We start from the raw sequence: 23,493 nt of genomic DNA, 5'->3' as shown, positions 1-23,493 counted from the left end.
GGCCGCCGAAGCGGCCCGGAACAGGGAGCCGTAAAAGCGCTCCCCCGTGCTTACTCCGGCGCGCGGCCAAGATAATCCGCAATCAGCGACACCGATTCCGGCGACGACTGCATCCAGGTCTGCGAAGGCGTTACGTCACCACCGGCAGAATCCAGGATATTGTCAAAGCGCAGCACCATGCCCTGGGATTTCTCCGCCACATAGAGGTGCTCGCCATCAAAGGCGATATCCACCGGATTACCGAGCTGGGTGTTGCCCACCGTGCCGTTGTCGCCGTTATCGATATTTACAGTGACATCGGTGATGCCGTCAGCGGTGGAGCCGTTGTCCAGCACATACAACTTGCCGTCGGTAGGGTTAGCGCCACTCCCCACATCCGACAGGATCAGCTGGTCGGTTTCTGCCACATAGACAATGCCATGCAGGTTGGTCGGGGCGGTAAACGCCACACCCGCCTCGGCAGGGGTAATCACCCGGTCAGGGCCAGCGCTGCCACGCGCCGTGCTGTAGCTGTCAAAGACCGCTACCGTGCCATCGGTGAGGGCCACGAAGAGCTGATCGGAATCCGGGTCGTAATCCAGATCCCAGGGCGCCACGGACAGGCTGGTGGTGAACAAGGGAGCGGCATCGCCACCGGCCTGGGCGCCGAACACCCGCACGGACGGGTTACCGTTATCGGTGACCAGCACCCAGCCCAGCGAGTCCGCCACATCAAAGCCTTTCGGTGCCATCAGGCCGGTGCTCGCGCCTTCAATCACCCGGTCACGACTCACAGAGAACATCTCGCCATCGCGATCCGTCGCCAGGCGGTTGATCACAGCCAGGCCAGAGTCGTAGGTAATATAGGCATCGCCCAACTGGTTGAATGCCAGGCTTTCGCGATCCTGATTTGTGGAAAAGCCGCGCTGCATGGCGCCCAGATCCAGGTCCAGTACCACCACATCCGGGTCGCCTGGAGCGGCCGGCGGATTGCTGGTTACCGCCACGCCAGTGAAGGTGGTCCCGGCGATATCGATATCGGAAAGGCCCGGCTGCAAATCGGACCCATTAATAATGGCCAGGGATTCCGGTTTGATACTATCGACGACCCGGTTCGGCGCGATGTCCCCTGAACCGCCGGAAAACACGTTGCGGTACACCAGAATGGCATCGTTGGATTTTTCCGCGATGTAAACCGTGTTGCCATCCAGCACCAGGTCCACCGGGTTGCCCAGCTTGGTCGCCGGGCCGGCCAGGGTCCGTGCAGGCGTCACTGTGCCATCGGCAGTGGACGCATTCTCGATCACATACAGCTGGCCATCATCCGCCACCGCAGCATCACCCACATCACTGACCACCAGGGTGTCAGAGTCAGCCCGATAGGCGATGCCATGCATATTGGAGACGGTACCTGCCGTATCCGGGGTAATCACCCGGGCGGGGGTCGACATAAAACCTCCCGCGACATAGTCATCCACCACCATCACGGTGCCATTGGTCATGGCCAGGAACAAACGATCCGCCGCTTCGTCGTAGGCCAGGTCCCAGGTATTGCCTGACAGGGCGGTACTGGCCAGGGGCGTGGCACTTTCTCCCGCTGCAGTGCCGTAGACTTCGACACTATTGCCGCCGATATTGGCTGCCATGACCAGCCCGGCTTCATGGGCGATGGCAATCCCTTTCAGCGTCATGGAACCCGGTGCCGCAACACTACGGTCCAGAGTGGGCACCGCCGCAGAGCCGTCGGTTCGCTCAGCCAGCTGGTGCAGAACCTGTAACGTGCTGGGAGCCCCGGCACTGTCGTTGGCGGCGTAGAGATTGCCCAGCAGGTCCAGCGCAATGCCTTCATTGGCATCCGCATTGAAAGTCCCTTGCACTTCCAGGCCAGCATTCAGGCGGTCGATCTGGCCGGCATTACCACTACCATTGTGCATCACCAGCAATGACGGCCCCTGGGCCACACCAGGGGAATTGATCAGGGATCGGTCGCTGCCATTACCCCCACAGGCTGCCAGCGTTACCGCAACGGCCAGTGGCGACAGCCACAGCAAACCTTTGCCATTCACATTCATCTCATCTCTCCTTGGATAGCAATGCCGGCTTTTTGCCGGTCAGTCAGGACAACTCGCCCTACTTTTGATACCGCCACCGCAAAGAAACGGATGTAACAAGGCGTAATGATTCTCGCTTAAAAGGTAACCACCTCTGAGATCGTGCCGCCCTACCGGTTGTCCGACACCCCGCCATCAACGCTTGCGGCCCGCCACCCTCCGGGGCTAGGCTGCGCGGGTAATTTTTCTTCCCCGAAAACACGCTTCGGGGTATTCTGAAACTCTCCGCAACAGCCCGAGGGGCCACGTTTTCCATCTTGGACACACCACTCGCTTCTCAGCACATCAGCCTCGAACCCAACGATTCCCGTCGCCTGGCCAGTCTCTGCGGCCATCTGGACGAGCACATCAAGCAGATAGCCCAGCGCCTGCATGTGGATATCCACAATCGTGGTAACCAGTTTCATCTGGCAGGGCCATCCGCCTCCGTGGACGCCGCCGGGTCAATCCTCTACGAGCTCTATGATCAGACCCGCGATGGCACAGACCTGACGCCGGAAATGGTGCATCTGCAGCTGCAACAGTCCAACGTGGCCGACCATAGCGCAGCAAAAAGCACTGACAACACCGTGGCGTTCCCCAGCGATGACGTTGTCGTTCGTACCAAGCGGGTTCGCATCAAGCCCCGTGGCGCTCACCAGCGCGAGTATGTGAAACAGATCCGCAAACACGACATCAATTTCGGCGTCGGCCCGGCCGGCACCGGCAAAACCTGGCTGGCCGTAGCCTGCGCCGTGGATGCGCTGGAAAAAGCGGAAATTCAACGGATTCTGCTGGTACGCCCGGCGGTTGAGGCCGGCGAAAAGCTGGGCTTTCTGCCCGGCGACCTGGCAGAAAAAATCGACCCCTATTTACGCCCTCTCTACGATGCCCTCTACGAAATGCTCGGCTTTGAAACCGTGGCCAAGCTGATGGATCGCATGGTGATTGAGGTGGCACCGCTGGCCTACATGCGCGGGCGAACCCTGAACAACAGTTTCGTGATTCTGGATGAAGCCCAGAACACCACCCCGGAACAGATGAAGATGTTCCTCACCCGCATCGGGTTCGGGACCCGCGCCGTGATCACCGGGGACGTAACCCAGGTGGATCTGCCCCGCCATCAACGCTCCGGCCTGGTGAATACACTGGAAGTGCTGGACGGCGTAAAAGGGATCGGCGTGACCCGATTCGACAGCCGCGACGTGGTTCGCCACCCGCTGGTACAACGTATTGTAGAGGCCTACGACCGCCATGAACGGGATACCGACACCCAGCGTTGATATCCAGTGGGCCAGCGACGCCCCGGACGCCCCCGACGAATCCCGGTTATGCGACTGGGTGCGCCATGCCGCCCAGGTAGCCGGCGGCGTGGTCGGCGACATCACCCTGCGTATCGTCGATGAAGACGAAATCCGCACCCTCAACCGGGACTACCGCGACAAGGACAAGCCCACCAATGTGCTGTCCTTCCCGTTTGAAATGCCAGAAGGCCTTCCCGAAGATGCCATGGAGCCGCTGCTCGGCGACATCATTCTCTGTGCCCCGGTGGTACGCCGGGAGGCCGCTGAACAGAACAAGACCCTGCAGGCCCACTGGGCCCACATGGTCACCCATGGTGTACTGCACCTGCTGGGCTACGATCACATTGATGACGAGGACGCGCAGATCATGGAAGCCATGGAAATCCGCGCCCTTAACGAACAGGGTTTTGCCGACCCTTACAACATTGAGCCACACACCAATACGGAGCTTCACCCCTGATGTCGGACGACTATTCGGATAACGGTACCAGCCGAAGTTGGTTGGAGCGTGTCGGCCAGTTTTTCTCCTCCACGCCTGGCGACCGGAGTGAACTGCTGGACCTGATGCGCTCCATGCGCGATTCCCACATTATCGACGGGGACACCCTGGGCATTATCGAAGGCGCCGTCTGTGTCGCCGACATGCAGGTACGCGAAATCATGATTCCGCGTTCCCAGATGGTCAGCATCAAGGCCAGCTCCGACCCGCGGGATTTCCTGCCCACCATCATTGATTGCGCCCACTCCCGTTTCCCGGTACTCGGCGACGACCCGGATGAAGTGATCGGCATCCTGCTGGCCAAGGACCTGCTACCGTTAATCCTCGATCCGGCCCGCATGGACCGTTTCGCCATCAAGGATCATATTCGCTCTGCTATGGTGGTACCCGAGTCCAAACGGCTCGACTCACTGCTGCGCGAATTCCGCATCAGCCGCAATCACATGGCCATCGTGGTCAACGAATATGGCGGCGTGGCCGGGCTGGTCACCATCGAAGATGTACTGGAACAGATCGTCGGCGAAATTGAAGACGAACACGACGTGGAAGAAGAAGACTACCTGATCAAGGATCTGGATGATCAGGAGTACACCGTCAAGGCGCTGACGCCCATCGATGATTTCAACGAGCACTTTCACTGCCAGTTCAGCGATGAGGAATTCGACACTATCGGCGGTCTGGTCATGCAGAAATTCGGCCGCTTGCCCGGCCGCGATGAAAGCGTGGAACTGGATGGCTATCTCTTCACCGTGCTCAGCGCCGACGGCAGAACAATAAGATTGCTGCGGGTCACACCGCCGGGGGAAAACCAGGATGCCACTGCCACAGAGGTCGAAAGCTGACACCGTCAAAACCCTGTTGAAGGCTCCCTGGGTAATGGCCGTGATTGCCCTTGCCCTGCTACTGGGAGCCCTGTTCAATACGGCACAGGCACCCCAGCCAGCGCTAGGCTGGTATGCCGACAGCGGCCTGAAAACCCTGGAATGGGACAACTACCTGTCCTGGCTGCGCTTCAACGGGCACGGCGAACTGGCTGGCCAGCTGGAACAGCAACTGGCAAGCGGCGATGTTCACGCCTACAGCGCCGCGCTGCTGTCCCCCGCCTTCGTTAAAGACAGCGACCAGCGCGCCCGGGACTTCTGGTCCCCGGCCCAGATAGAACAATGGAAAGCGCTGCGCCAGCAAGCGCCCCAGCAGCTTGCCGTCAGCAACCTGTACCGCTGGGGGTTAGCCGACAGCCTCCCACGTCCGGCCCGTTTCTTTACCGCACCGCTTACCGGTGGCTCCCTGTGGCTGACTGCACTCGCCGTGCTTCTCCTGGTGCCACTGGCATCACCGCTGGAACGTCAGCTCGGCCATGGCCGGGTACTGACGCTCTGGCTACTCGGCACCCTGCTGGCCGGGGGCGGCTACCTGCTGCTGGCGCGGCCAGGGCAAATGCCGTTCCATGGTGCTACTGCTGCGCTGATGGTCTGGTACGGGGCCTTTCTCGGCCTGCAGGGCTGGCGCACCAACCTATCCGTCTGGTTACCCGGCAAGGAATGGATACGGATTCCCCTTCCCACCCCGGCTCTGGCGGCGATCCCTCTGACACTGCTCGGGTTACTGGCATGGCAAAGCCAGCCGGCCATGGCCAATCTGGCCGCCGGCGTACTGGCCCTCGTCGGCGGTATCCTGCTGATCCAGGTCATGCGCCCAGCGGAACCGTCCACGAGCATTGAAACGGCCACCCCTGCGGACCCACAGGATCAGCAGGCACTCCAACGGGGCTGGGATGCCCTCGCCCAACTACAGGCTGACGCTGCCAGCGACGCCTTTCAGCAAGTAGTGGACCGGCAGCGGGATCACTTTGATGCTCTAACCGGCCTGTTCAATGCTCGCCGCATGGGCCAGGACAGCAACGGCTGGATCGACATCGCCCATCGCCTGTTTGCCCACCCGGCCAACGATAAGGGACAAGCCCAACAAGTTGTCGGCTGCTGGCAGCAGTTCCGCCAGCAGCAGGGAGCCGACTTACCTCCATCCGTTGGCTGGCACCTGGTAACCACCCTGACTCTGGCCGGTGAATTTGCCCAGGCAGAGGCTCTGGCCGCCAGCCTGGATCACCACGACACCCGCAAACCTGCCCTGCAGGCCCTGCGCGATGCACTCCATCGGGAAGGACTGGGGCACCGGGCCAAGGCGCTTGAATCATAGCAGCAAGCCTCAAGCGACAAGCTGCAACGCGCGATATTATCCCCAACCTTCTTGTAGAAGCTTCGTTGGCGGCGCAATTGAGTTTTAGCGGTGTTTGGCGTCTTTCATGTAGGAGCTATGCTTGCATGGCGAACCGAGCGTAGCGAGACGACAAAGATCAACCTAACCGCCATTCTTTTCTGAAACCTGTCGAGCCCTGATATTCCTGATCGCCCTGCGGCCGATTTCCGCGCAAGCGCGGTTCGCCATGCAAGCATGGGCTCCTACAGCAGCTTCGTAGATATCTCGGAGCTTGAGGAACTTTTTGGCCCTTGCCCTATCCCTACAAGCGTAGCTCGTAGCCCTACCCCCACGCCGCCCGGTAGTCCGCCACCTGCTTGCGCAGTTTCGCATCCCGGCACTGGCTTTCCACAAAGCGCAGGTACTGCTCCGCCTTGCCGGCCAGTCCGAATTGCTCGGCAAGAATCTTTGCCAGTAACAGATAGGCGTCACCCAACTCGCTGAAATCCGGGTGCCGATCATGCAGATCCTTGAGCAGCCCCACGGCGACTTTCGGCTCCTGTTCATGGGTACCCCGGGCCAGGGCCAGACGCAGAGAGGGCGATGCGGGTAACCAGGTTGGTTCCATCTCCCGCTGACGGGCCAGCAACGCCAGCGCCTCGGTCCAGGCACCGGACACCACCAGCATTTCCAGATAGGACGGCGCGGCGGTGCGGCGCTCATCCTCCCGGTCGGTAATATCCAGCAGCCGGTCATAACGTTGCCAGTCCGCCACGGTGGCCTTTTTGTTCTTCAGGGTTTTGGCTGTGCTCAGCAACACCTTGTCAAAGCGCCCGGCACAAAGCTGTACCCGCTGGCGCCGCTCTTCCAGCGACGCGGTGACTTTCTTGCCTCCCTGATCCAGCCCCCAAAGACGTCCATGACGGGCCAGGATATCACCGCACAGGCAGGCCAGGGCCAGCCACCAGAGTGCCGCTAACGCCCCGGCCAGCCCCTGGGCAAGAGGTAGCGGCATCACATCCACGGCCACGGCAATCAGCGCCACACCCAACAGCCACCCCACTGATGCCAGAACAGCAGCCACCGCATAATCACGAGGTGCGGAGAAGATATAGGTCAGTGCCGCCGCATAGGAGCCAGGTTCCGGTCCCTGGGCCTGAATGGCGAGCCAGAAAGCCGGCACCAACAACAGGCCGACAGCACCGATCAGCAACCCCACCGGCACCGACACCATCACCAACACAAACCCGGCCGGCACCATCACCAGCAGGGCCGGCAAAGCCTGCAACAACGCTGCCTTCCAGCCCACCATATCAGACAGACAATCCCAGCCTGGAGTATGACTTTTGCGGGCTTTACCGGGATGGCTGCGCAAGGTCATCACCGCCCGGGCAAAGCCCCAGGCCGGCAGCCCTGCCAACACCACCACCGGCACCATTACCGGCAAGGGTGGCACCAGCGACGCCAACAACGCCCACACCACCAGCAGCGGTAACAGCACAGGGGTAAACGGGTAGCGCAGGTAACGATCCAGTTGCCGCCACAGAGGGCCACCCTGTCCCTGCTCACTGCTTTCCAGTTCCTGGTTGCAGAGCAGGCAACGGGCCTCTATCAGGCTGTCATTGCGGCCATCCACACATTGCTGACACAGATGCAATCCATCATGGCTGCAATACCACAGCGCTTGCGTCCCCGGATGGTACTTGCAATAGCGATTCACTATGATGCCCCCAAGCATTCACAAGGTAGCGGCCAACCCTGACGGCCCCCTACCGGCGCCCCGCATCCAACGACTGGCAGGGCGGGTTTGATTATTGGTTGTGATTGATACTTTATTCGTATTTTTGCAGCGACTCTAGCCGTATCAGCCAGGCGGCCTGCTCGCCATCATGAAACGAGGAATTCCATGCGCCACCGTCTGCTGGCCCTGATTGCCGGCCTGCTTTTCCCCCTTGCCTTCGCCCCCTATGACCTGTGGCCGCTGCTATTTGTCAGTGTCGCCGCCGGCTTCTGGTGCCAGCAGCAGGCCGGCTCCGGCAAGGAAGCCTTCCTGCGCGGCTGGCTCTATGGCCTGGGCATGTTCGGCTTCGGCGTGTCCTGGGTGCATGTCTCCATGCATGACTATGGCTTCATGCCGCTATGGATGGCGATTCCCTTTACGGCGATTTTCGCCGCCTTTCTGGCCCTGTTCTACGGCCTGACGTTTTCCCTGAGCTGGCGACTGGGGCGCTCGGCACTGGTGTTCACCGGTATCTGGCTGCTGCTGGACTGGCTGCGCGGCTGGCTGCTCACCGGCTTTCCCTGGCTGTATGCCGGTTATGGCCTGATCGATACCCCGCTGGCCAGCCTGGCGCCACTGGGCGGGGTCTGGCTGCTGACCCTGGCCACGGTGCTGCTCAGCGCCACCCTGATTCAGCTTCGCCAGCCCGGCACCCTCCGCTGGGTAGCCGCCGGCCTGTCAGTGCTGGTGCTGATCGCCGCCACTGCCGGCCATTTCCTCACGTTCACCCACGCCAACGGCCCGGAACAGAAAGTGGCGCTGGTGCAGGGCAATATTCCCCAGGACCTGAAGTGGCAGATTTCCATGCGCGACGAGACGCGCCGTATCTATCACGAGCTGACCCGGGAGATTCCCGCCGACACCCTGGTGCTGTGGCCGGAATCGGCCATGACCGAGTTCTACCAGACCATTACCGATTTTATCGAGGATGAGGGCAAGCAACTGGCAGACCGAAACGGCGCCCTGATTACCGGCATTCCCTGGCGCAGCGTCAGCGACGCCGGCATTACCTATCGCAACAGCATCGCTGCCATTCCGCTTCGCGATAATGAGAACGGCAGCGAGCGGGTTTACCACAAGCAGAAGCTGGTGCCCTTTGGTGAATACGTCCCCATGCAATCGCTGATTCGCGGCCTGATCCCCTTCTTCGACTTGCCCATGTCCGGCTTTACGCCGGGGGACCCCAGTCAGCCCAACCTGCAGGCCATGGGCCATACCGTGGCCCCCTTTATCTGCTACGAGATCCTCTACCCGCAACTGGTCGCCAGCCGCAGTCATGATGCCGATGTGCTGGTGACCATCAGCAACGACGCCTGGTTCGGCACCTCCGCCGGGCCGCTTCAGCATTTCCAGATGGCCCGTTTACGGGCGCTGGAAACCGGGCGCTGGCTGCTGCGCGGCACCAACAATGGGGTCACCGCCGTGATCGACCACCAGGGCCGGATCGTGGACGCCCTGCCCCAGTTCGAGCGTGATGTGCTTTACAGCCAGTACCAGCCACGTACCGGCATCACACCCTTTATGGCTCTGGGCGTCTGGCCCTGGCTGGTGCTCTCGGTGCTGTTGTTGCTGCCCGCAATGCTGGGAAGGAAGAAGAAGCAACCCTTTATATAACTTTTAAGTATAAGCTTATTACTAATTTGACTTTCCCCTGATGCCCTTCTATAACTGTGCATGAACGCTGCCCAGTCACAGGAGGGAACAAGCATGTCTCGTCCAACCGTCAAAGCCTTTTTCGACAACGACACCAACACCGTCAGCTATGTGGTGACAGACCCGCAAACCCGGCACTGCGCCATTGTCGATTCGGTGCTGGACTACGACCCCAAAGCTGGACGTACCCACCATGACAGTGCCCGCCAGATTGTGGCCTACGTCAAACAGGAAGGCCTTACCGTAGACTGGTTGCTGGAAACCCATGTGCATGCGGATCATCTTTCCGCCGCACCCTGGATCCAGCAACAAGTGGGCGGCAAGCTGGCCATCGGCGAGCATATACGCACCGTGCAGGACACCTTCGGCAAGGTCTTCAACGCCGGCACCGAGTTCGCTCGTGACGGCCGTCAGTTCGATCATCTGTTTGCCGATGGCGACACCTACAAGATCGGCAACATTGAGGCGCGGGCCATTCACACTCCGGGGCATACCCCGGCCTGCATGAGCCATGTGATCGGCGATGCGGTGTTTGTGGGCGACACCCTGTTCATGCCGGATTATGGCACCGCCCGCTGCGACTTCCCCGGCGGTGATGCCCGCACCCTGTACCAGTCCGTGCAAAAGCTGCTGGCCCTGCCGGACGACACCCGCATGTTCCTCTGCCACGACTATCTGCCGGAAAGCCGCAGCGAATACCAGTGGGAAACCACCGTGGGCGATCAGCGTCGCCACAATATCCACGTGCACGAAGGCGTTTCCGAGCAGGAGTTCGTCAGCATGCGCGAAAAACGCGATGCCACCCTGGATATGCCGCGACTGATTCTGCCTTCGGTGCAGATCAATATGCGCGCCGGCCACCTTCCTCCCGAGGAAGACAATGGCATTAGCTACCTGAAAATTCCGCTGAACGCACTGTAAGAGGCGATGACCATGACACCGACTCTGTGGGACGTAGTGGTGATCGGCGGCGGTGCCGCCGGCATTGCGGTGGCCGCCAGTATCCTCAAGCGCAAGCCGCACCTGTCCGTGGCCATCGTGGAGCCCAGCGACCGCCACTTCTATCAGCCCGCCTGGACCCTGGTGGGTGGCGGCTGTTTCAACCCGGCCAATACCTGCAAAGCCACCGGCAAGCTGATCCCAAACGGTGCCAAGTGGTTGCGCAGCCGGGTGACTGAAATGGAGCCGACGCACAACCGGGTAACTCTGGAAGACGGCCAGTTACTGAATTACCAGTTTCTGGTGGTTGCGCCGGGACTGGAGCTGAACCTGGGCGCCATCGAGGGCCTGGAAAGCAGCCTTGGCAAGCACGGGGTTACCAGCAACTATCTCTTTGAACTGGCGTCCTATACTTGGGAATGCGTGCGAAACCTGCAGCGTGGCCGAGCTCTGTTCACCCAACCGCCCATGCCTATCAAGTGTGCCGGCGCGCCGCAGAAGGCCATGTACCTGTCCTGCCACCACTGGGAAGAAACCGGCACCCTGGGCAACATTGATGTGCAGTTCCATAATGCCGGCGCCGTACTGTTCGGCGTGGCGGATTTTGTGCCGCCACTGATGGAATATGTGAAGCGCTACAACGCCAATCTGAATTTCAATAGCACCCTGATCGCCGTGGATGGCCCGGCCCGCGAAGCCACCTTCCGGCGTACCAATGGCGATGGCACCAGCACCGATTACACCGAGCCCTTCGACATGCTGCATGTGGTACCGCCGCAACGGGCCCCACAGTTTGTGCGCGACAGCGAGCTGGCCAACGAGGCCGGCTGGGTCGCCGTGGACGAAGCCACCCTGCAGCACCCCCGTTTTGCCAATGTATTCAGCCTGGGCGATGCCTGCGGGGCCAGCAATGCCAAAACCGCCGCCGCCGTGCGAAAGCAGGCGCCGGTGGTGGCCGAGAACCTCTGCGCGGTGCTGGAAAATCGTGCGCCGACAGCTCGCTATGAAGGCTATGGCGCCTGCCCGCTGACCGTGGAAAAAGGCAAGGTCGTGCTGGCCGAATTTGGCTATCAGGGCAAACTGCAACCCAGCTTCCCGCTCGATCCCACCGTACCGCGCCGGAGTATGTGGTGGCTGAAACGTCATGCCATGCCAAAGATCTACTTCGAGCTGATGCTAAAGGGCCATGAGTGGCTGGCCAGGCCAGGCAAACTCTGACGCGTGACACAATAAGGGATGGCAAGATGAAACTGCCCGCCTGGTTGGGCGCCGCCCAGTGGCTGCCCCACTACAACCGCGAGACCGCTGCCCGGGATAGCGTGGCAGCGGTGATCGTCACCATCATGCTGATTCCCCAGAGCCTGGCCTACGCCATGCTCGCCGGGCTGCCGCCGGAAGTCGGTCTCTACGCCAGTATCCTGCCACTGGTTGTCTATGCCCTGCTCGGTTCCAGCCGAACCCTGGCGGTGGGCCCGGTGGCAGTAGCATCGCTGATGACTGTTGCTGCGGCCAGTCAGGTAGCAACGGCCGGCAGTCAACAATACCTGGCAGCCACTATTATTCTGGCTTTTCTGTCCGGCACCATTCTTCTGGTGATGGCTCTGCTTCGACTGGGCTGGATTGCCAATCTGTTATCGCACCCTGTGGTGAGCGGCTTTATCAGTGCCTCCGGCCTGCTGATTGCCGCCAGTCAGCTCAAGCATCTGCTGGGAATCCCCCTGTCGGGCCATAACCTGGTAGAGCTTGGCCACTCCCTCGCACAGCATTTCCCTGAAACCCATTGGCCCACAGTGGTGCTCGGCGCGCTGGTTACGACCTTCCTGTTCTGGGTGCGCAAGGCGCTCAAGCCGCTGCTGCAAAAACTCGGCTTCAATGCCTTCTGGTCCGACCTGGTGAGTAAAGCAGGACCTGTCATCGCCGTGCTGGGTTCCACCCTGGCCGTGGCCATGCTGGAACTGGATAGCCGCGGCATGGCGATTGTCGGTCACATTCCAGAAGGCCTGCCCTCATTGTCATTACCTGTATTTGACGCTGACCTCTGGCAGGCACTACTGCTGCCCGCTCTGCTGATCAGCCTGATCGGCTTTGTGGAATCCATTTCTGTTGCTCAGACCCTGGCGGCCAAACGTCGCCAGCGCATCAATGCCAACCAGGAACTGATGGGGCTGGGCGGCGCAAACCTGGCCAGCGCCTTCAGCGGCGGCTTTCCGGTGACCGGAGGCTTCTCCCGCTCCGTGGTGAATTTCGATGCCGGCGCACAGACCCCCATGGCCGGCGTATTCACCGCCATAGGCATTGCCCTCACCGCGCTGTTTTTGACCGGCGCTTTCACCTTCCTGCCCAAGGCAACCCTGGCCGCCACCATTGTGGTCGCTGTGCTATCGCTGGTGGACCTTCCGGCGCTGAAACACACCTGGCATTTCTCCCGACTGGATTTCACCGCCATGGCCATCACCATGGTCGGAGTACTGGGCTGGGGCGTGGAAGCCGGTGTACTGGCCGGGGTGGTCACCTCCCTGGCGCTCTATCTATGGCGCACCAACCAGCCCCATGTCGCCGAAGTGGGCCAGGTTCCCGGCACCGAACATTTCCGCAATGTGCAGCGTCACCAGGTACGGGTGTCTCCCCGTGTGCTGAGCATGCGTATCGATGAATCCCTGTATTTTGCCAATGCCCGGGGCCTGGAAGACCGTATTTACGATGCTGCACTGCTGCGTCCGCAAACAGAACACGTGGTACTGATGGGCACCGCCATCAATCACCTGGATGCCAGTGCCGTGGATAGTCTGTTGAGCCTGAACCAACGTCTGGATGATGCCGGTATCCGCCTGCACCTTTCCGAAATCAAGGGGCCGGTCATGGACCAGTTGCAACACACCGCCCTGCCGGCATTACTGACCGGTCAGATATTCCTCACCCAATATCAGGCCGTTCGCACACTGGCACCGGAAAGCATCGAGGAAAATCCCGCTCCCCCTTGCAGCCCTGTCTGACACGGTTAAGCTGAGCGTTCATTCGCAAGGAGTTTTCATGGCTACCATCAATCGCCTTAACGAGAGTCTGTCTGTGGCACCGCAGCTGCAGCCTGAGGATATGGCCGAGCTGGCCAAGGCCGGGTTCAAGACCGTCCTCAACAACCGCCCCGATGGCGAAAGCGAAGACCAGCCCAGCAGCGCCGAGCTGGCCGCCGCGGCAGAAGCCGCTGGCCTTGAATATGCCCATCAACCAGTGGTCGGCAATAACATCAGCGACGTGGACATCGACGGTTTTGACGCCATCGTTTCTCTGGCAGAGCAACCGGTACTGGCCTTCTGCCGCACCGGCACTCGCTGCACCACCCTATGGGCTCTGACCCAGGCGGACGAGCAGGATAACGCCAGCATCCTGGCCACCGCCGAGCAGGCCGGCTATGACCTGAGCCAGCTTGCCGACCGACTCGACCAGCGCCGGGGCCAGTAAGCATGGCCGATGCCGGCCGCCGGTTTCGCTGGCTGCCGGCCAGTGACTGGCTCGCCAGCTACAACCGCGAGCAGGCGGCCGGGGACACCCTGGCTGCCATCATCGTCACCATCCTGCTGGTTCCCCAGGGTCTGGCCTACGCCATGCTCGCCGGCATGCCGCCGCAAACCGGCCTCTATGCCAGCATCCTGCCGCTGATTCTCTACGCCCTGTTCGGCACCAGTCGCACCCTGTCCGTGGGCCCCGCCGCCCTCACTTCACTGATCACCGCGTCCGCTGCCGGCACCTTGGCCCAGGGCGACCCGCAACTGTTTATCCAGGCCGCCATCGGCATGGGGCTGCTTTCCGGGCTGTTTCTGGTGGCCATGGCCCTATTGCGGCTGGGCTGGCTCACCAACTTGCTCAGCCACCCGGTGATCACCGGTTTCATTAGCGGCTGCGCCATTCTCATTGCCGCCAGTCAGCTCAAACACCTGTTGCGCATCGACGCCGCCGGCGAAGAACTGGTGACACTGGCACTGAGCCTGGCGCAACAGCTTGCGCAAACTCACTGGCTGACACTGGCCATCAGCCTGATCGCCATTGCCTGCCTGCTGATCCCGAAATACCTGGCCGCCCCACTCAAGGCCACCCGACTGCCCGGCTGGCTGGTGGCCTTTATCAGCAAGTGCGGACCGATTCTGGCCGTACTGGTCACCACCCTGCTCACCGTGTCCCTGGCACTGGATAGCCGTGGCCTTGCCGTGGTCGGGGCTATCCCCCCGGGGCTGCCCCATTTCACCCTGCCCGGGCTGGGCCGCGAACACTGGCAAAGCCTGGTTACCCCGGCCGCGTTACTGGCGCTGATCGGCATTGTAGAATCCATTTCCCTGGCCCAGGCCTTGGCGGCAAAGCGTCGCGAGCGGGTGGATGCCAACCGGGAACTGATGGGGCTGGGTCTGGCCAACATCGGCAGCGGCCTGTCCGGCGCCTTCGCCGTGACCGGCAGTTTTTCGCGCACCACAGTGAATTACGACGCCGGTGCACGCACCCCCATGGCCGGCCTGCTGACCGGTATCGGCATCGCTCTGGTGGCCCTGTTTTTCACCGGCTGGTTCCAGTACCTGCCACTGGCGGCCCTGGCTGCCATCATCGTGGTCGGCATCCTGCCACTGATCAATCTGGCGGAGCTGAAACATCTGTGGGCATTCAGTCGCCCGGATGCCCTGGCAATGGCTGCCACCCTGGCCGGAGTGCTGCTGATCAATGTGCAGAGTGGCTTATTGCTGGGGGTGGTACTTTCCGTGGCCTTGTTCATGTGGCGCACCAGCCAGCCTCATGTGGCCGAGCTGGGCCGCATTCCCGGCACCCATCATTTTCGCAACATGGATCGCCATAGCGTTGAACTCACCGAGGAGGTGCTATCCATCCGGGTGGACGAATCTCTCTATTTCGGCAATGCCCGCACCCTGGAAGACCGTATCTACGACGACGCCCAGGCCCACCCGCAGATTCAGCACGTGGTGCTGCACTGCTCCGGCATCAATCATCTGGATGCCAGCGCCGTGGAAAGTCTGGAAAGCCTGAACGAACGATTGAAAAACGCCGGGGTGACGCTAAACCTGTCTAACGTAAAGGGCCCGGTGATGGACGTACTGATAAAAACCGACTTTCAGAAGGTGCTGACCGGCAGGGTATATCTGAGCCACTATCAGGCTATGGAAGTACTGGCGCCGGAGAGTTTGCGGGAGGAAGAGCCTGACGCCTGATGCCCCGCGTCCGAGGGTGTATTCTTTTGTGGGAAGCGATGCTTGCATCGCGAAGATGTTGCTCAGGCGGGTCTTCTTCGCGATGCAAGCATCGATTCCCACAAGGATTTTCCGTCAGGCGCCCTATAGATACCGCAAGTGGTACCACACCAGCGCCAGCCACTCGTACCAGATCTCCGGCACCATGGATAACGCCCCGGCGGAGGGCACCCATTCCTGTTTCGGCAACCGTTTGCGCCAGGCAGCCTGGGCCAGCACCCCCTGGCTCTGAAAACACAGCAGAGCCCGTGGCAGGTGAGCCCGGTCGCTGACCAGCATGATCTCGTCGATGCCACGCTGGGCCAGCAGCTCGCCGCTGTGCACCGCATTTTCCCAGGTATTACGGCTTTGCCCTTCCTCAAGCACCGTCATGGTCGGCCAGCGTCGGCGCACCAGGTCCGCCATCAACTGTGCTTCGGAAGGCTCATTATCGGCATGGGGAGTGGTGCTGATGCCACCACTGACCAGCAGCGGCAAACCATGCTCATGGGCCAGCTCCGCGGCCAGCTGCAACCGCCGCAGGCCACGGGTGGTCAGGGAAAACTGACCATCACGCTGTCGCCGCCCGGCCCCCAGTACCACTACCGCCTGGGGAGTAATCCCGGTATTGCGTCGCGGCAGGGGCGGCAACAGGCTGCGGACCACTGCCGGCAGGGTTCCCCCTACCAGCACCAGCAGCACCAGGTAGGTCAACGCCATCGGCACTCCCGTTTGCGGTGATTATTCAGCCAACACTTTCGCGGTGCAGACCAGTGAGAAATCCGGGCTGAGCTCATGTATCCTATGTCCCCTTCGCAACCGCGATGTTCCCGTAAGTTTTTTTGATCAGTAGAGAGCCGATGGACGCACAGTATCGCCCCGATCAAGTCGAAGCCCAAGCCCAGCAGTACTGGGAGGATAACCAAAGCTTCAAGGTCACCGAAGAGCCCGGCAAGGAAAAGTTCTATTGCCTGAGCATGTTCCCCTACCCGTCCGGGCGACTGCACATGGGCCACGTGCGCAATTACAGCATCGGCGATGTGATCAGCCGCTACCAGCGCATGCTGGGCAAGAATGTGCTGCAGCCCATGGGCTGGGACGCCTTCGGCCTGCCCGCCGAGAACGCCGCCATCAAGAACAAGGTGGCGCCGGCCAAGTGGACTTTCGAGAACATCGACTACATGCGCGGGCAGCTGCAGCGCCTGGGCTTCGGCTACGACTGGGATCGTGAGCTGGCCACCTGCACCCCGGAATACTATCGCTGGGAACAGTGGTTCTTCACCAGGCTCTACGAGAAGGGCCTGGTGTATCGCAAGATGTCCACGGTGAACTGGGACCCGATCGATCAGACCGTACTGGCCAACGAGCAGGTCATTGATGGCCGCGGCTGGCGTTCCGGTGCCCTGGTGGAACAGAAAGAGATTCCCCAGTGGTTCATCAAGATCACCGACTACGCTGATGAATTGCTCAACGACCTGGATCAACTGGATGGCTGGCCGGAACAGGTCAAGACCATGCAGCGCAACTGGATCGGCCGCTCCGAAGGGGTGGAGATGGAATTCGCGATACAGGGCGAAGAGTCCCTGCGCGTCTACACCACCCGCCCGGACACTCTCATGGGCGTCAGCTACGTGGCCGTGGCCGCCGCTCACCCGCTGGCGAAAAAAGCCGCTGCCGCCAACCACGAAGTGGCGGACTTTGTGGAAGAGTGCCTGCACAACAAGGTGGCCGAAGCCGATATGGCCACCATGGAAAAGAAAGGCATCTACACCGGCCTTACCGCCACTCACCCGATCAGCGGCGAACAGGTCCCGGTCTGGGTAGCCAACTTCGTGCTGATGAGCTACGGCACCGGTGCCGTCATGGCCGTGCCCGCCCATGACCAGCGGGATTACGAATTTGCCCGCAAATACGGCCTGCCCATCAAGCAGGTAATTGAACCGGCCAATGGTGAGTCCATTGATCTGGACAGCGAAGCCTTCACCGAAAAAGGCAAACTGGTGAACTCCGGGGAATTCACCGGCAAGACCTCCGCCGAGGCCTTTGACGCCATCGCCACCTGGTTGAGCGAGCGCAACCTGGGCGAGAAGAAAGTGAATTATCGACTGCGCGACTGGGGTGTCTCCCGACAGCGCTACTGGGGCGCCCCCATTCCCATGGTGGAAACCGAAGACGGTGAACTGCACCCCACCCCGGAAGACCAGTTGCCTGTCGTGCTACCCACCGAGGTAGAGATGGACGGCGTGAAAAGCCCCATCAAGGCTGACCCGGAGTGGGCCAAGACCACCTTTGACGGTCAACCCGCCCTGCGCGAAACCGACACCTTCGACACCTTCATGGAATCGAGCTGGTACTACGCCCGTTACTGCTGCCCGCAGAACGACCAGGCCATGCTGGACCCGGCAGCCGCCAACTACTGGCTGCCCGTCGATCAATACGTGGGCGGCATTGAACACGCCATCCTGCACCTGCTCTACTCGCGCTTCTTCCACAAGCTGCTGCGCGACACCGGCCTGGTGGAATCCGACGAGCCCTTCAAGCAACTGCTGTGTCAGGGCATGGTGCTCAAAGACGGCGCCAAGATGTCCAAGTCCAAGGGCAACACCGTGGACCCCCAGGAAATGATCGAGGAATACGGTGCCGATACCGTACGCCTGTTCATGATGTTTGCGGCGCCGCCGGAGCAATCCCTGGAGTGGAACGACTCCGGTGTGGAAGGCGCCTTCCGTTTCCTCAAGCGCCTGTGGCGCCTGGTGGCCGAGCACGTGGAAGCTGGCAATGCGGGCACCCTGGATCCGGCCTCTCTGGATGACGCCGGCAAGGCCCTGCGTCGCAAGACCCACGAAACCATCCAGAAGGTCAGCGACGATTTCCATCGCCGCCACACCTTCAACACTGCCATCGCCGCGGTGATGGAACTGATCAACGAGGTGAGCCGCTTTGACGCTCAGGGCGATCAGGCCGCCGCCGTACGCCAGGAAGCCCTGGAAGCCGCCGTATTGCTACTGTCGCCAATTACCCCCCATGCTTCCCACAGCCTGTGGCAATCCCTGGGTCACGACGAGGCGGCATTGAACGCCGCCTGGCCCCAGGTGGATGAAAGCGCGCTGGTGAAGGACAGTCTCGAACTGGTGGTACAGGTAAACGGCAAGGTACGCGCCAAGCTCGAGGTCCCCGCCAACGCCGACAAGGACACCGTGGAAAACCTGGCCAAGACCGAGCCCAATGTGCAGAAATTCACCGACGGCAAAACCATCCGCAAGGTGATCGTTGTGCCGGGTAAACTGGTCAACATCGTTGCCAACTGAGAGGCGGTTATGACATCCAGCTTGCGCGCCACATCCCGTCTGACCCTGCTGCTGGTGCTGGGGTTTGTCCTCAGTGCCTGCGGCTGGCAACTGCGTGGCACCACCAGCACACCGTCCATGGAAACCCTGACGGTCAGTGGCGCCTCCACGGAGCTGCGCTACACCCTGGAAGACGAGCTGGAAGACCAGGGCGTGCTGGTACACAACGAGGCGCCCTACATCCTGGTCATCGATGACGAAGACTGGATGCGCCGCACCTCGGCGGTGGATGCCCAGGGTCGCCAGGCGGAAATCGAACTGCGCTACACCCTGCGCTGGCACATCAAGGACCGCAAAAGCGGCGCCCTGCTGACCACGCCAACGCGCATGATGACCCTGCGCAACCTGCCCTGGTACCCGGAAAACGCCACCGCCTCCTCCGACGAGGAGCAACTGGTCCGTGACGACCTGTTTCTGGACATGGCCTACCGGCTGATCAACCAGATCGCCGCTGCCTCCGAGGGCTGGGAGACCTACTGATGCGTCTGCGCCCGGAGCAGCTCGGCAAACACCTGGCGGATCGCCTGCTGCCCGCCTACCTGGTGGCCGGTGATGAGCCGCTGCAACAGGGCGAGCTGCTCGACGACCTGCGCCGCGCCGCCCGCGATCAGGGCTTTGACGAACGTCATCGCTTCTCTTCCGACACCGGTATCGACTGGAACTCCCTGCTCAACGAATCCCAGAGCATGAGCCTGTTCGGTGGTCGGCGGATTCTCGAACTGGTACTCAACGACAAGCGCCCGGACAAGGCCGGCAGCCAGATCCTTCGCGACATTCTGGCCAGCCCCGCCGATGACACCCTGCTGCTGATCCGCTGCTCCAAACTCGACCGTCGCAAGGACTGGAACAGCGCCTGGGTCAAAGCCCTGGATGAGGTCGGTGCAGTCATCGAAGTCTGGCCGGTGGAAGGCGCCGGCCTGCGCAACTGGCTGCAGGACCGCCTGGCCAGCCGCGGACTCAGTGCCAGCGAAGACGCCCTGGCCCTGCTGATCGAACGCAGCGAAGGTAACCTGCTGGCCGCCGCCCAGGAAGTGGACAAACTGACCCTGCTGGTGGAAGACGGCCAGGTGGGACCGGAAGACGTGCAGCAGGCGGTGGGCGATTCCAGCCGCTACTCGCCCTTCGATCTCACCGAAGCCACCGCCCAGGGCAATGCCCAGCGGGTGCTGCATATCATTCAGACCCTGCGCGCCGAGGGTGTGGAGCCGCCGGTGTTGCTATGGGCCCTGAGCCGCGACATCCGTATCCTCGACGGCATGCTCAGCGGCGGCCCACCACCCCGCTTGCCCCCTCAGCGGGTACGCGCCATGCAAGCCCAGGCACAGCGCCTCAACCCGCAACATCTGAAGGCCGCCCAGGCCAGCGCCATCCGCGCCGACCAGTGCGTCAAGGGCATGGCCAAAGGTGACCCCTGGCAGTACATCACCTCGTTGGCACTGCGCCTTGCAGGACATCCGCTACCGCGTAGCATGGAACGATGAAAAGCAGTGAATAGTTAATAATTAACAGTGAATAGCGGAAAAAACGGCAACACAAGACAGGGAAGTAGTGCCAACCAATAGCACTGCACCCCGAAAGTCGGCGTAGGAGCGTCGCTCGCGGCGCGATTCAGGCGCCTGTTCCGGGTGCGTATTTGCCGATCAGCCAAACCTGTCGAGTTCGGTAATTCCTGATCGCCCTGCGGGCGATTTCCGCAGTGATATCCACCACCATCGTGGGAGCGGTCGTTCGACCGCGAATACCCCAACCTCCGCACCGCTCGCCACCAATTTGGCACAAATTGCCATCACCCAATGGCATAATTCTGCTAGCCTGTCAGGCCTCAGTCACAACCAGCCAGAACAACAATGAGTGAACCCCGGGATACTTCATCGATCAGTTTTACCGCCCTCTACACCGGCCACGTGTGGACCCGCGACGGCATCTCCGCGCCCTTCTTCCGCACCAAAGGCGGTGCCTTCCTGTATGGCGCCCTGGCCCCCTTCGAGTACGTGGGCCGGCATATCGTCGGTGGCAACATCCGCACCTTTCTGTTGCAGCGCCACCACCTGATCGACCACCGGCTGCATCAACTGATCGACGACGGCGTGACCCAGGTGGTGGAAATCGCCTGCGGCCTGTCACCCCGGGGACACCGTTTCTGTGAGCAGTACCCGCAACTTACCTACATCGAAACCGACCTGCCGGACATGGCCCTGCGCAAGCAGCAACTGTTGAAAGAACACGGCGTGCTGAGCGAGCGCCATCGCGTACAGCCTATCAACATCTTCGCCGAAGACGGGGAACTCAGTCTGGATCATGTGCTGGCCCAGCTGGATCAGAGCAAACCTGTGGTAGTGATTACCGAAGGGCTGGTGAATTACTTCCCGCTGGCGGTGATTTCCGACTTCTGGCGCAAACTGGCCAGCGCCCTGGAAGCATTCCCCCAAGGCACCTACCTGACAGATAACTACCCGCTCTACAAAGGCATGCCCTTCTACCGGACCCTCAAGGTACTGGGGAACATGCTGGGCACCGTGTCCCGCAGCCAGGTCGGCTTTCACTTCCACTCCGACATGGAAGCCGTGGATCATTTCCATAGCCTTGGCTTTCACAGCCTGACCATCCACAACCCGACCGACTACTACGATCAGCTACCGATACCGAAGACGCGGGGCAATCCGATGGTTAGGATCATGGAAGGGACGGTAAGGGGCAGTGAATAGTTAATAGTGAACAGTTAACAGCGAAAAAAGAGAAACAAAACGAAAGAGGCCGCGCCCATGATTTGGGCGCGGCCTCTTTGCTGTCGGCCATGAGAAAACAATTCGCGAGCTGTTCACTGTTAACTATTAACTGTTAACTGCTTCCCGCTTATCCATAAATCCGATGCACATTCCCCTCGTTGTCCTGGCGCAGAAAATACTCGCCGTTTTTCAGCAGCTCGGTGAAACGTTCTGCCGCCTGGATGTTGCCGTGCTTGAACAGGCAGCGCAGGTAGCCGGCACCATCGTAATCGAATACCAGCAGCTCCAGTTTCAGCTCCGGACTCTCCATGTAGAGCGTGCAGTCACGGGCGTGGTCGGCAATGGAGAAGCCGGGCTCGCTGAGTTTGATCAGGCAGCCGAAGAAGTTGATGTCTACCACCTGCACCGGCTTGTTGAACCGGAAGCGGTCGCCCACCCGGGATTCGCTGGTCACGTGGCCATGATTGTTGCATGGCACCAACCGCTCGGCACGGCGCCGCTCGATGCGGTTGTACTCGCCTTTGCCGAAACGGCGGATACCTTGCACGGTGTCCAGTGATTCGCCGCGCAGGAAAGTGGAGAACAGATCCAGGGACACTTCCCGCTTTTCCAGCTGCGGCAAATGATCCGCTCCCTTGATCAGGGTGAACTGGGCATTGGGACATTTTTCGGCGAAAGAGGCGTTTTCCCAGGGCAGGGTAAAACTGTCGAACTCACCGGTGGTGACCAGCGTATCGCACTCCGGATAGCCCAGCAGACCTTCCACGGACAACAGCCGGCGGCCATTGATCTTGTAGCGCTCGCGCTCGTTGTCGGAAAGCCGCTTCATCTGCCGATAGAACAGCTTGCGGGCGGTGGGCGTAATACCGGTTTCCTTCATCTTGTCGTAGTTGACCAGATAGAGCACCACTGCCTGACTGAACTCATCCATGCGACCCTGTTCCAGGACTCGCACAGATTCCTCCACCAGCATGCGCCAGCTTTTGCGCGGCCGGGTGACGATACCTGCCACGATCAGCTTATCGGTGGCCTCGGGATACTTGTAGGCAAAGGTGCTGGCCACCGCAGAGCCCAGCGACAGCCCCATGAGGTGCACTTTTTTCAAGCCGGTTTGACAGGTGAATTCGTAAAGCAGGTCTGCCAGATCCTCCATGCTGAGGTCCGGGGCGATCTGTGTGTTGTTGCCCAGGGATGGCAGGTCCACCAGCACCACCGGAAAATCCTGGTAGATGCGTTCGACACAATATTTGTAAGAGGTAAAATTCTGGAAGGCACCACCCACCACCAGCAACGGCGGTTTGTGGGCATTGTCCGGATGCGAGAACGCCAGGTAATCAATACGCCACTGACCTACCCAGAGCTGAAACGGGGCGGCTTTAATGGCGGAGCGGGTATATTCCTGGTAGCGAATGGCCATAAGTGTCTGGCTCCGTTCAAGTTTTTTCTTGTTGTATCGGCTACCCTTTACCCGTCAGGATGAGGCAGTCCGTGTTGCGCCACACAAACAGTACATTCGTACCACAAAATCAAGGATTTAGGCCCTATTGTGTAGCAAAGGTTTTCAATTCTTCACCATTTGTGTGCAAGCGTAAAGAGCCGGTTGTCGTTATAATCCACCTTTCAGAGCCTGCTTGTGGTCTAGACACCACTGCGTTGCCGCTGAAAATGGCGTCAGGCTAGGCGCGGGCCGCAGGGCCTGGTGGGCCAAGCTCAAGGGCCGCAACACCGCCTGACGCCATTTGCAGCGCAACCCGA

At 60.8% G+C, this 23,493-nt stretch carries 18 protein-coding genes; 14 read left to right on the top strand and 4 right to left on the bottom strand.

Annotation, left to right across the window (positions count from 1 at the left end):
* Positions 1-50 precede the first annotated feature (50 nt).
* Entirely contained in the window at positions 51-2,051 is a 2,001-nt protein-coding gene (locus ACMG4N_RS06900) for a hypothetical protein (protein ID WP_414433138.1), read from the bottom strand.
* Between the two features lie 296 nt (positions 2,052-2,347).
* Between ACMG4N_RS06900 and ACMG4N_RS06895 the strand changes: the two genes are divergently transcribed.
* Genes ACMG4N_RS06895 through ACMG4N_RS06880 form a run of 4 tightly spaced genes read left to right on the top strand, consistent with a single transcriptional unit; the run spans position 2,348 to position 6,068 of the window.
* The gene (locus ACMG4N_RS06895; protein ID WP_297770457.1) at positions 2,348-3,352 is read left to right on the top strand and encodes a PhoH family protein; all 1,005 of its coding nucleotides are present in this window, start codon (positions 2,348-2,350) and stop codon (positions 3,350-3,352) included.
* Positions 3,324-3,833 (top strand): rRNA maturation RNase YbeY, encoded by a 510-nt coding sequence (gene ybeY, locus ACMG4N_RS06890; protein ID WP_414433137.1) that lies wholly within the window; start codon positions 3,324-3,326, stop codon positions 3,831-3,833. Before ACMG4N_RS06895 ends, ybeY begins: the two co-directional genes overlap by 29 nt.
* A complete protein-coding gene (locus tag ACMG4N_RS06885; RefSeq protein ID WP_035249251.1) occupies positions 3,833-4,714 on the top strand; it encodes an HlyC/CorC family transporter in 882 nt (293 codons plus the stop codon). Before ybeY ends, ACMG4N_RS06885 begins: the two co-directional genes overlap by 1 nt.
* The gene (locus ACMG4N_RS06880; protein ID WP_414433136.1) at positions 4,686-6,068 is read left to right on the top strand and encodes a rhomboid family intramembrane serine protease; all 1,383 of its coding nucleotides are present in this window, start codon (positions 4,686-4,688) and stop codon (positions 6,066-6,068) included. The genes ACMG4N_RS06885 and ACMG4N_RS06880 overlap by 29 nt, the downstream gene beginning before the upstream one ends.
* A 343-nt stretch (positions 6,069-6,411) precedes the next feature.
* Here ACMG4N_RS06880 and ACMG4N_RS06875 read toward each other — a convergent pair whose 3' ends face one another.
* Positions 6,412-7,788 (bottom strand): B-box zinc finger protein, encoded by a 1,377-nt coding sequence (locus ACMG4N_RS06875; protein WP_414433135.1) that lies wholly within the window; start codon positions 7,786-7,788, stop codon positions 6,412-6,414.
* A 186-nt stretch (positions 7,789-7,974) separates the two neighbouring features.
* Here ACMG4N_RS06875 and lnt point away from each other — a divergent pair, with 186 nt between their 5' ends.
* The 6 genes from lnt (at position 7,975) to ACMG4N_RS06845 (ending at position 15,647) form a co-directional block, all read left to right on the top strand.
* Complete coding sequence (gene lnt, locus ACMG4N_RS06870; RefSeq protein WP_414433134.1) at positions 7,975-9,462, top strand: apolipoprotein N-acyltransferase; 1,488 nt, start codon at positions 7,975-7,977, stop codon at positions 9,460-9,462.
* Between the two features lie 93 nt (positions 9,463-9,555).
* Positions 9,556-10,422, top strand: coding sequence for an MBL fold metallo-hydrolase (locus ACMG4N_RS06865; RefSeq protein ID WP_297770446.1), 867 nt, complete (start codon positions 9,556-9,558; stop codon positions 10,420-10,422).
* Between the two features lie 12 nt (positions 10,423-10,434).
* On the top strand, positions 10,435-11,658 hold the full coding sequence (locus tag ACMG4N_RS06860) for a lycopene cyclase family protein (RefSeq protein WP_414433133.1): 1,224 nt from the start codon (positions 10,435-10,437) through the stop codon (positions 11,656-11,658).
* A gap of 26 nt (positions 11,659-11,684) precedes the next feature.
* The gene (locus ACMG4N_RS06855) at positions 11,685-13,433 is read left to right on the top strand and encodes a SulP family inorganic anion transporter (protein WP_414433132.1); all 1,749 of its coding nucleotides are present in this window, start codon (positions 11,685-11,687) and stop codon (positions 13,431-13,433) included.
* 37 nt (positions 13,434-13,470) lie between these two features.
* Complete coding sequence (locus tag ACMG4N_RS06850) at positions 13,471-13,899, top strand: TIGR01244 family sulfur transferase (RefSeq protein WP_035249261.1); 429 nt, start codon at positions 13,471-13,473, stop codon at positions 13,897-13,899.
* Between the two features lie 2 nt (positions 13,900-13,901).
* On the top strand, positions 13,902-15,647 hold the full coding sequence (locus ACMG4N_RS06845) for a SulP family inorganic anion transporter (RefSeq protein WP_414433131.1): 1,746 nt from the start codon (positions 13,902-13,904) through the stop codon (positions 15,645-15,647).
* A gap of 123 nt (positions 15,648-15,770) precedes the next feature.
* On the opposite strand, the gene ACMG4N_RS06840 is transcribed toward ACMG4N_RS06845, so the two are convergent.
* Positions 15,771-16,385: a YdcF family protein gene (locus ACMG4N_RS06840; protein ID WP_297770436.1), complete on the bottom strand. Its 615-nt coding sequence runs from the start codon at positions 16,383-16,385 to the stop codon at positions 15,771-15,773.
* 140 nt (positions 16,386-16,525) lie between these two features.
* On the opposite strand from ACMG4N_RS06840, the gene leuS reads away from it, so the two are divergent.
* The 4 genes from leuS (at position 16,526) to ACMG4N_RS06820 (ending at position 21,717) form a co-directional block, all read left to right on the top strand.
* Positions 16,526-18,973: a leucine--tRNA ligase gene (gene leuS, locus ACMG4N_RS06835; protein WP_414433130.1), complete on the top strand. Its 2,448-nt coding sequence runs from the start codon at positions 16,526-16,528 to the stop codon at positions 18,971-18,973.
* Between the two features lie 9 nt (positions 18,974-18,982).
* Positions 18,983-19,492 carry an LPS assembly lipoprotein LptE gene (gene lptE, locus ACMG4N_RS06830; protein WP_297770432.1) on the top strand — a complete coding sequence of 170 codons (510 nt, stop codon included), beginning with the start codon at positions 18,983-18,985 and terminating at the stop codon, positions 19,490-19,492.
* Positions 19,492-20,493, top strand: coding sequence for a DNA polymerase III subunit delta (gene holA / locus ACMG4N_RS06825; protein WP_297770428.1), 1,002 nt, complete (start codon positions 19,492-19,494; stop codon positions 20,491-20,493). Before lptE ends, holA begins: the two co-directional genes overlap by 1 nt.
* A 366-nt stretch (positions 20,494-20,859) precedes the next feature.
* The gene (locus tag ACMG4N_RS06820) at positions 20,860-21,717 is read left to right on the top strand and encodes a class I SAM-dependent methyltransferase (RefSeq protein ID WP_414433129.1); all 858 of its coding nucleotides are present in this window, start codon (positions 20,860-20,862) and stop codon (positions 21,715-21,717) included.
* A gap of 148 nt (positions 21,718-21,865) precedes the next feature.
* Here ACMG4N_RS06820 and ACMG4N_RS06815 read toward each other — a convergent pair whose 3' ends face one another.
* Positions 21,866-23,155 carry an alpha/beta fold hydrolase gene (locus ACMG4N_RS06815; protein WP_297770423.1) on the bottom strand — a complete coding sequence of 430 codons (1,290 nt, stop codon included), beginning with the start codon at positions 23,153-23,155 and terminating at the stop codon, positions 21,866-21,868.
* Positions 23,156-23,493: the final 338 nt, after the last annotated feature.

This window comes from Alcanivorax sp. IL2 (genome assembly GCF_047495475.1).
Taxonomy (GTDB): domain Bacteria; phylum Pseudomonadota; class Gammaproteobacteria; order Pseudomonadales; family Alcanivoracaceae; genus Alcanivorax.
Note: the sequence above shows the minus strand (reverse complement) of the source record. Positions and strands in the feature narration are given on the sequence as shown.

Excerpts from the sequence above, each read along its gene's own strand:
- ybeY (WP_414433137.1), top strand. The coding sequence starts at position 3,324 with ATGAACGGGATACCGACACCCAGCGTTGATATCCAGTGGGCCAGCGAC.
- ACMG4N_RS06885 (WP_035249251.1), top strand. The coding sequence starts at position 3,833 with ATGTCGGACGACTATTCGGATAACGGTACCAGCCGAAGTTGGTTGGAG.
- leuS (WP_414433130.1), top strand. The coding sequence starts at position 16,526 with ATGGACGCACAGTATCGCCCCGATCAAGTCGAAGCCCAAGCCCAGCAG.
- ACMG4N_RS06845 (WP_414433131.1), top strand. The coding sequence starts at position 13,902 with ATGGCCGATGCCGGCCGCCGGTTTCGCTGGCTGCCGGCCAGTGACTGG.
- ACMG4N_RS06815 (WP_297770423.1), bottom strand. The coding sequence starts at position 23,155 with ATGGCCATTCGCTACCAGGAATATACCCGCTCCGCCATTAAAGCCGCC.
- ACMG4N_RS06820 (WP_414433129.1), top strand. The coding sequence starts at position 20,860 with ATGAGTGAACCCCGGGATACTTCATCGATCAGTTTTACCGCCCTCTAC.
- ACMG4N_RS06860 (WP_414433133.1), top strand. The coding sequence starts at position 10,435 with ATGACACCGACTCTGTGGGACGTAGTGGTGATCGGCGGCGGTGCCGCC.
- ACMG4N_RS06840 (WP_297770436.1), bottom strand. The coding sequence starts at position 16,385 with ATGGCGTTGACCTACCTGGTGCTGCTGGTGCTGGTAGGGGGAACCCTG.
- lptE (WP_297770432.1), top strand. The coding sequence starts at position 18,983 with ATGACATCCAGCTTGCGCGCCACATCCCGTCTGACCCTGCTGCTGGTG.
- holA (WP_297770428.1), top strand. The coding sequence starts at position 19,492 with ATGCGTCTGCGCCCGGAGCAGCTCGGCAAACACCTGGCGGATCGCCTG.
- ACMG4N_RS06900 (WP_414433138.1), bottom strand. The coding sequence starts at position 2,051 with ATGAATGTGAATGGCAAAGGTTTGCTGTGGCTGTCGCCACTGGCCGTT.
- ACMG4N_RS06850 (WP_035249261.1), top strand. The coding sequence starts at position 13,471 with ATGGCTACCATCAATCGCCTTAACGAGAGTCTGTCTGTGGCACCGCAG.
- ACMG4N_RS06855 (WP_414433132.1), top strand. The coding sequence starts at position 11,685 with ATGAAACTGCCCGCCTGGTTGGGCGCCGCCCAGTGGCTGCCCCACTAC.
- ACMG4N_RS06880 (WP_414433136.1), top strand. The coding sequence starts at position 4,686 with ATGCCACTGCCACAGAGGTCGAAAGCTGACACCGTCAAAACCCTGTTG.
- ACMG4N_RS06865 (WP_297770446.1), top strand. The coding sequence starts at position 9,556 with ATGTCTCGTCCAACCGTCAAAGCCTTTTTCGACAACGACACCAACACC.
- lnt (WP_414433134.1), top strand. The coding sequence starts at position 7,975 with ATGCGCCACCGTCTGCTGGCCCTGATTGCCGGCCTGCTTTTCCCCCTT.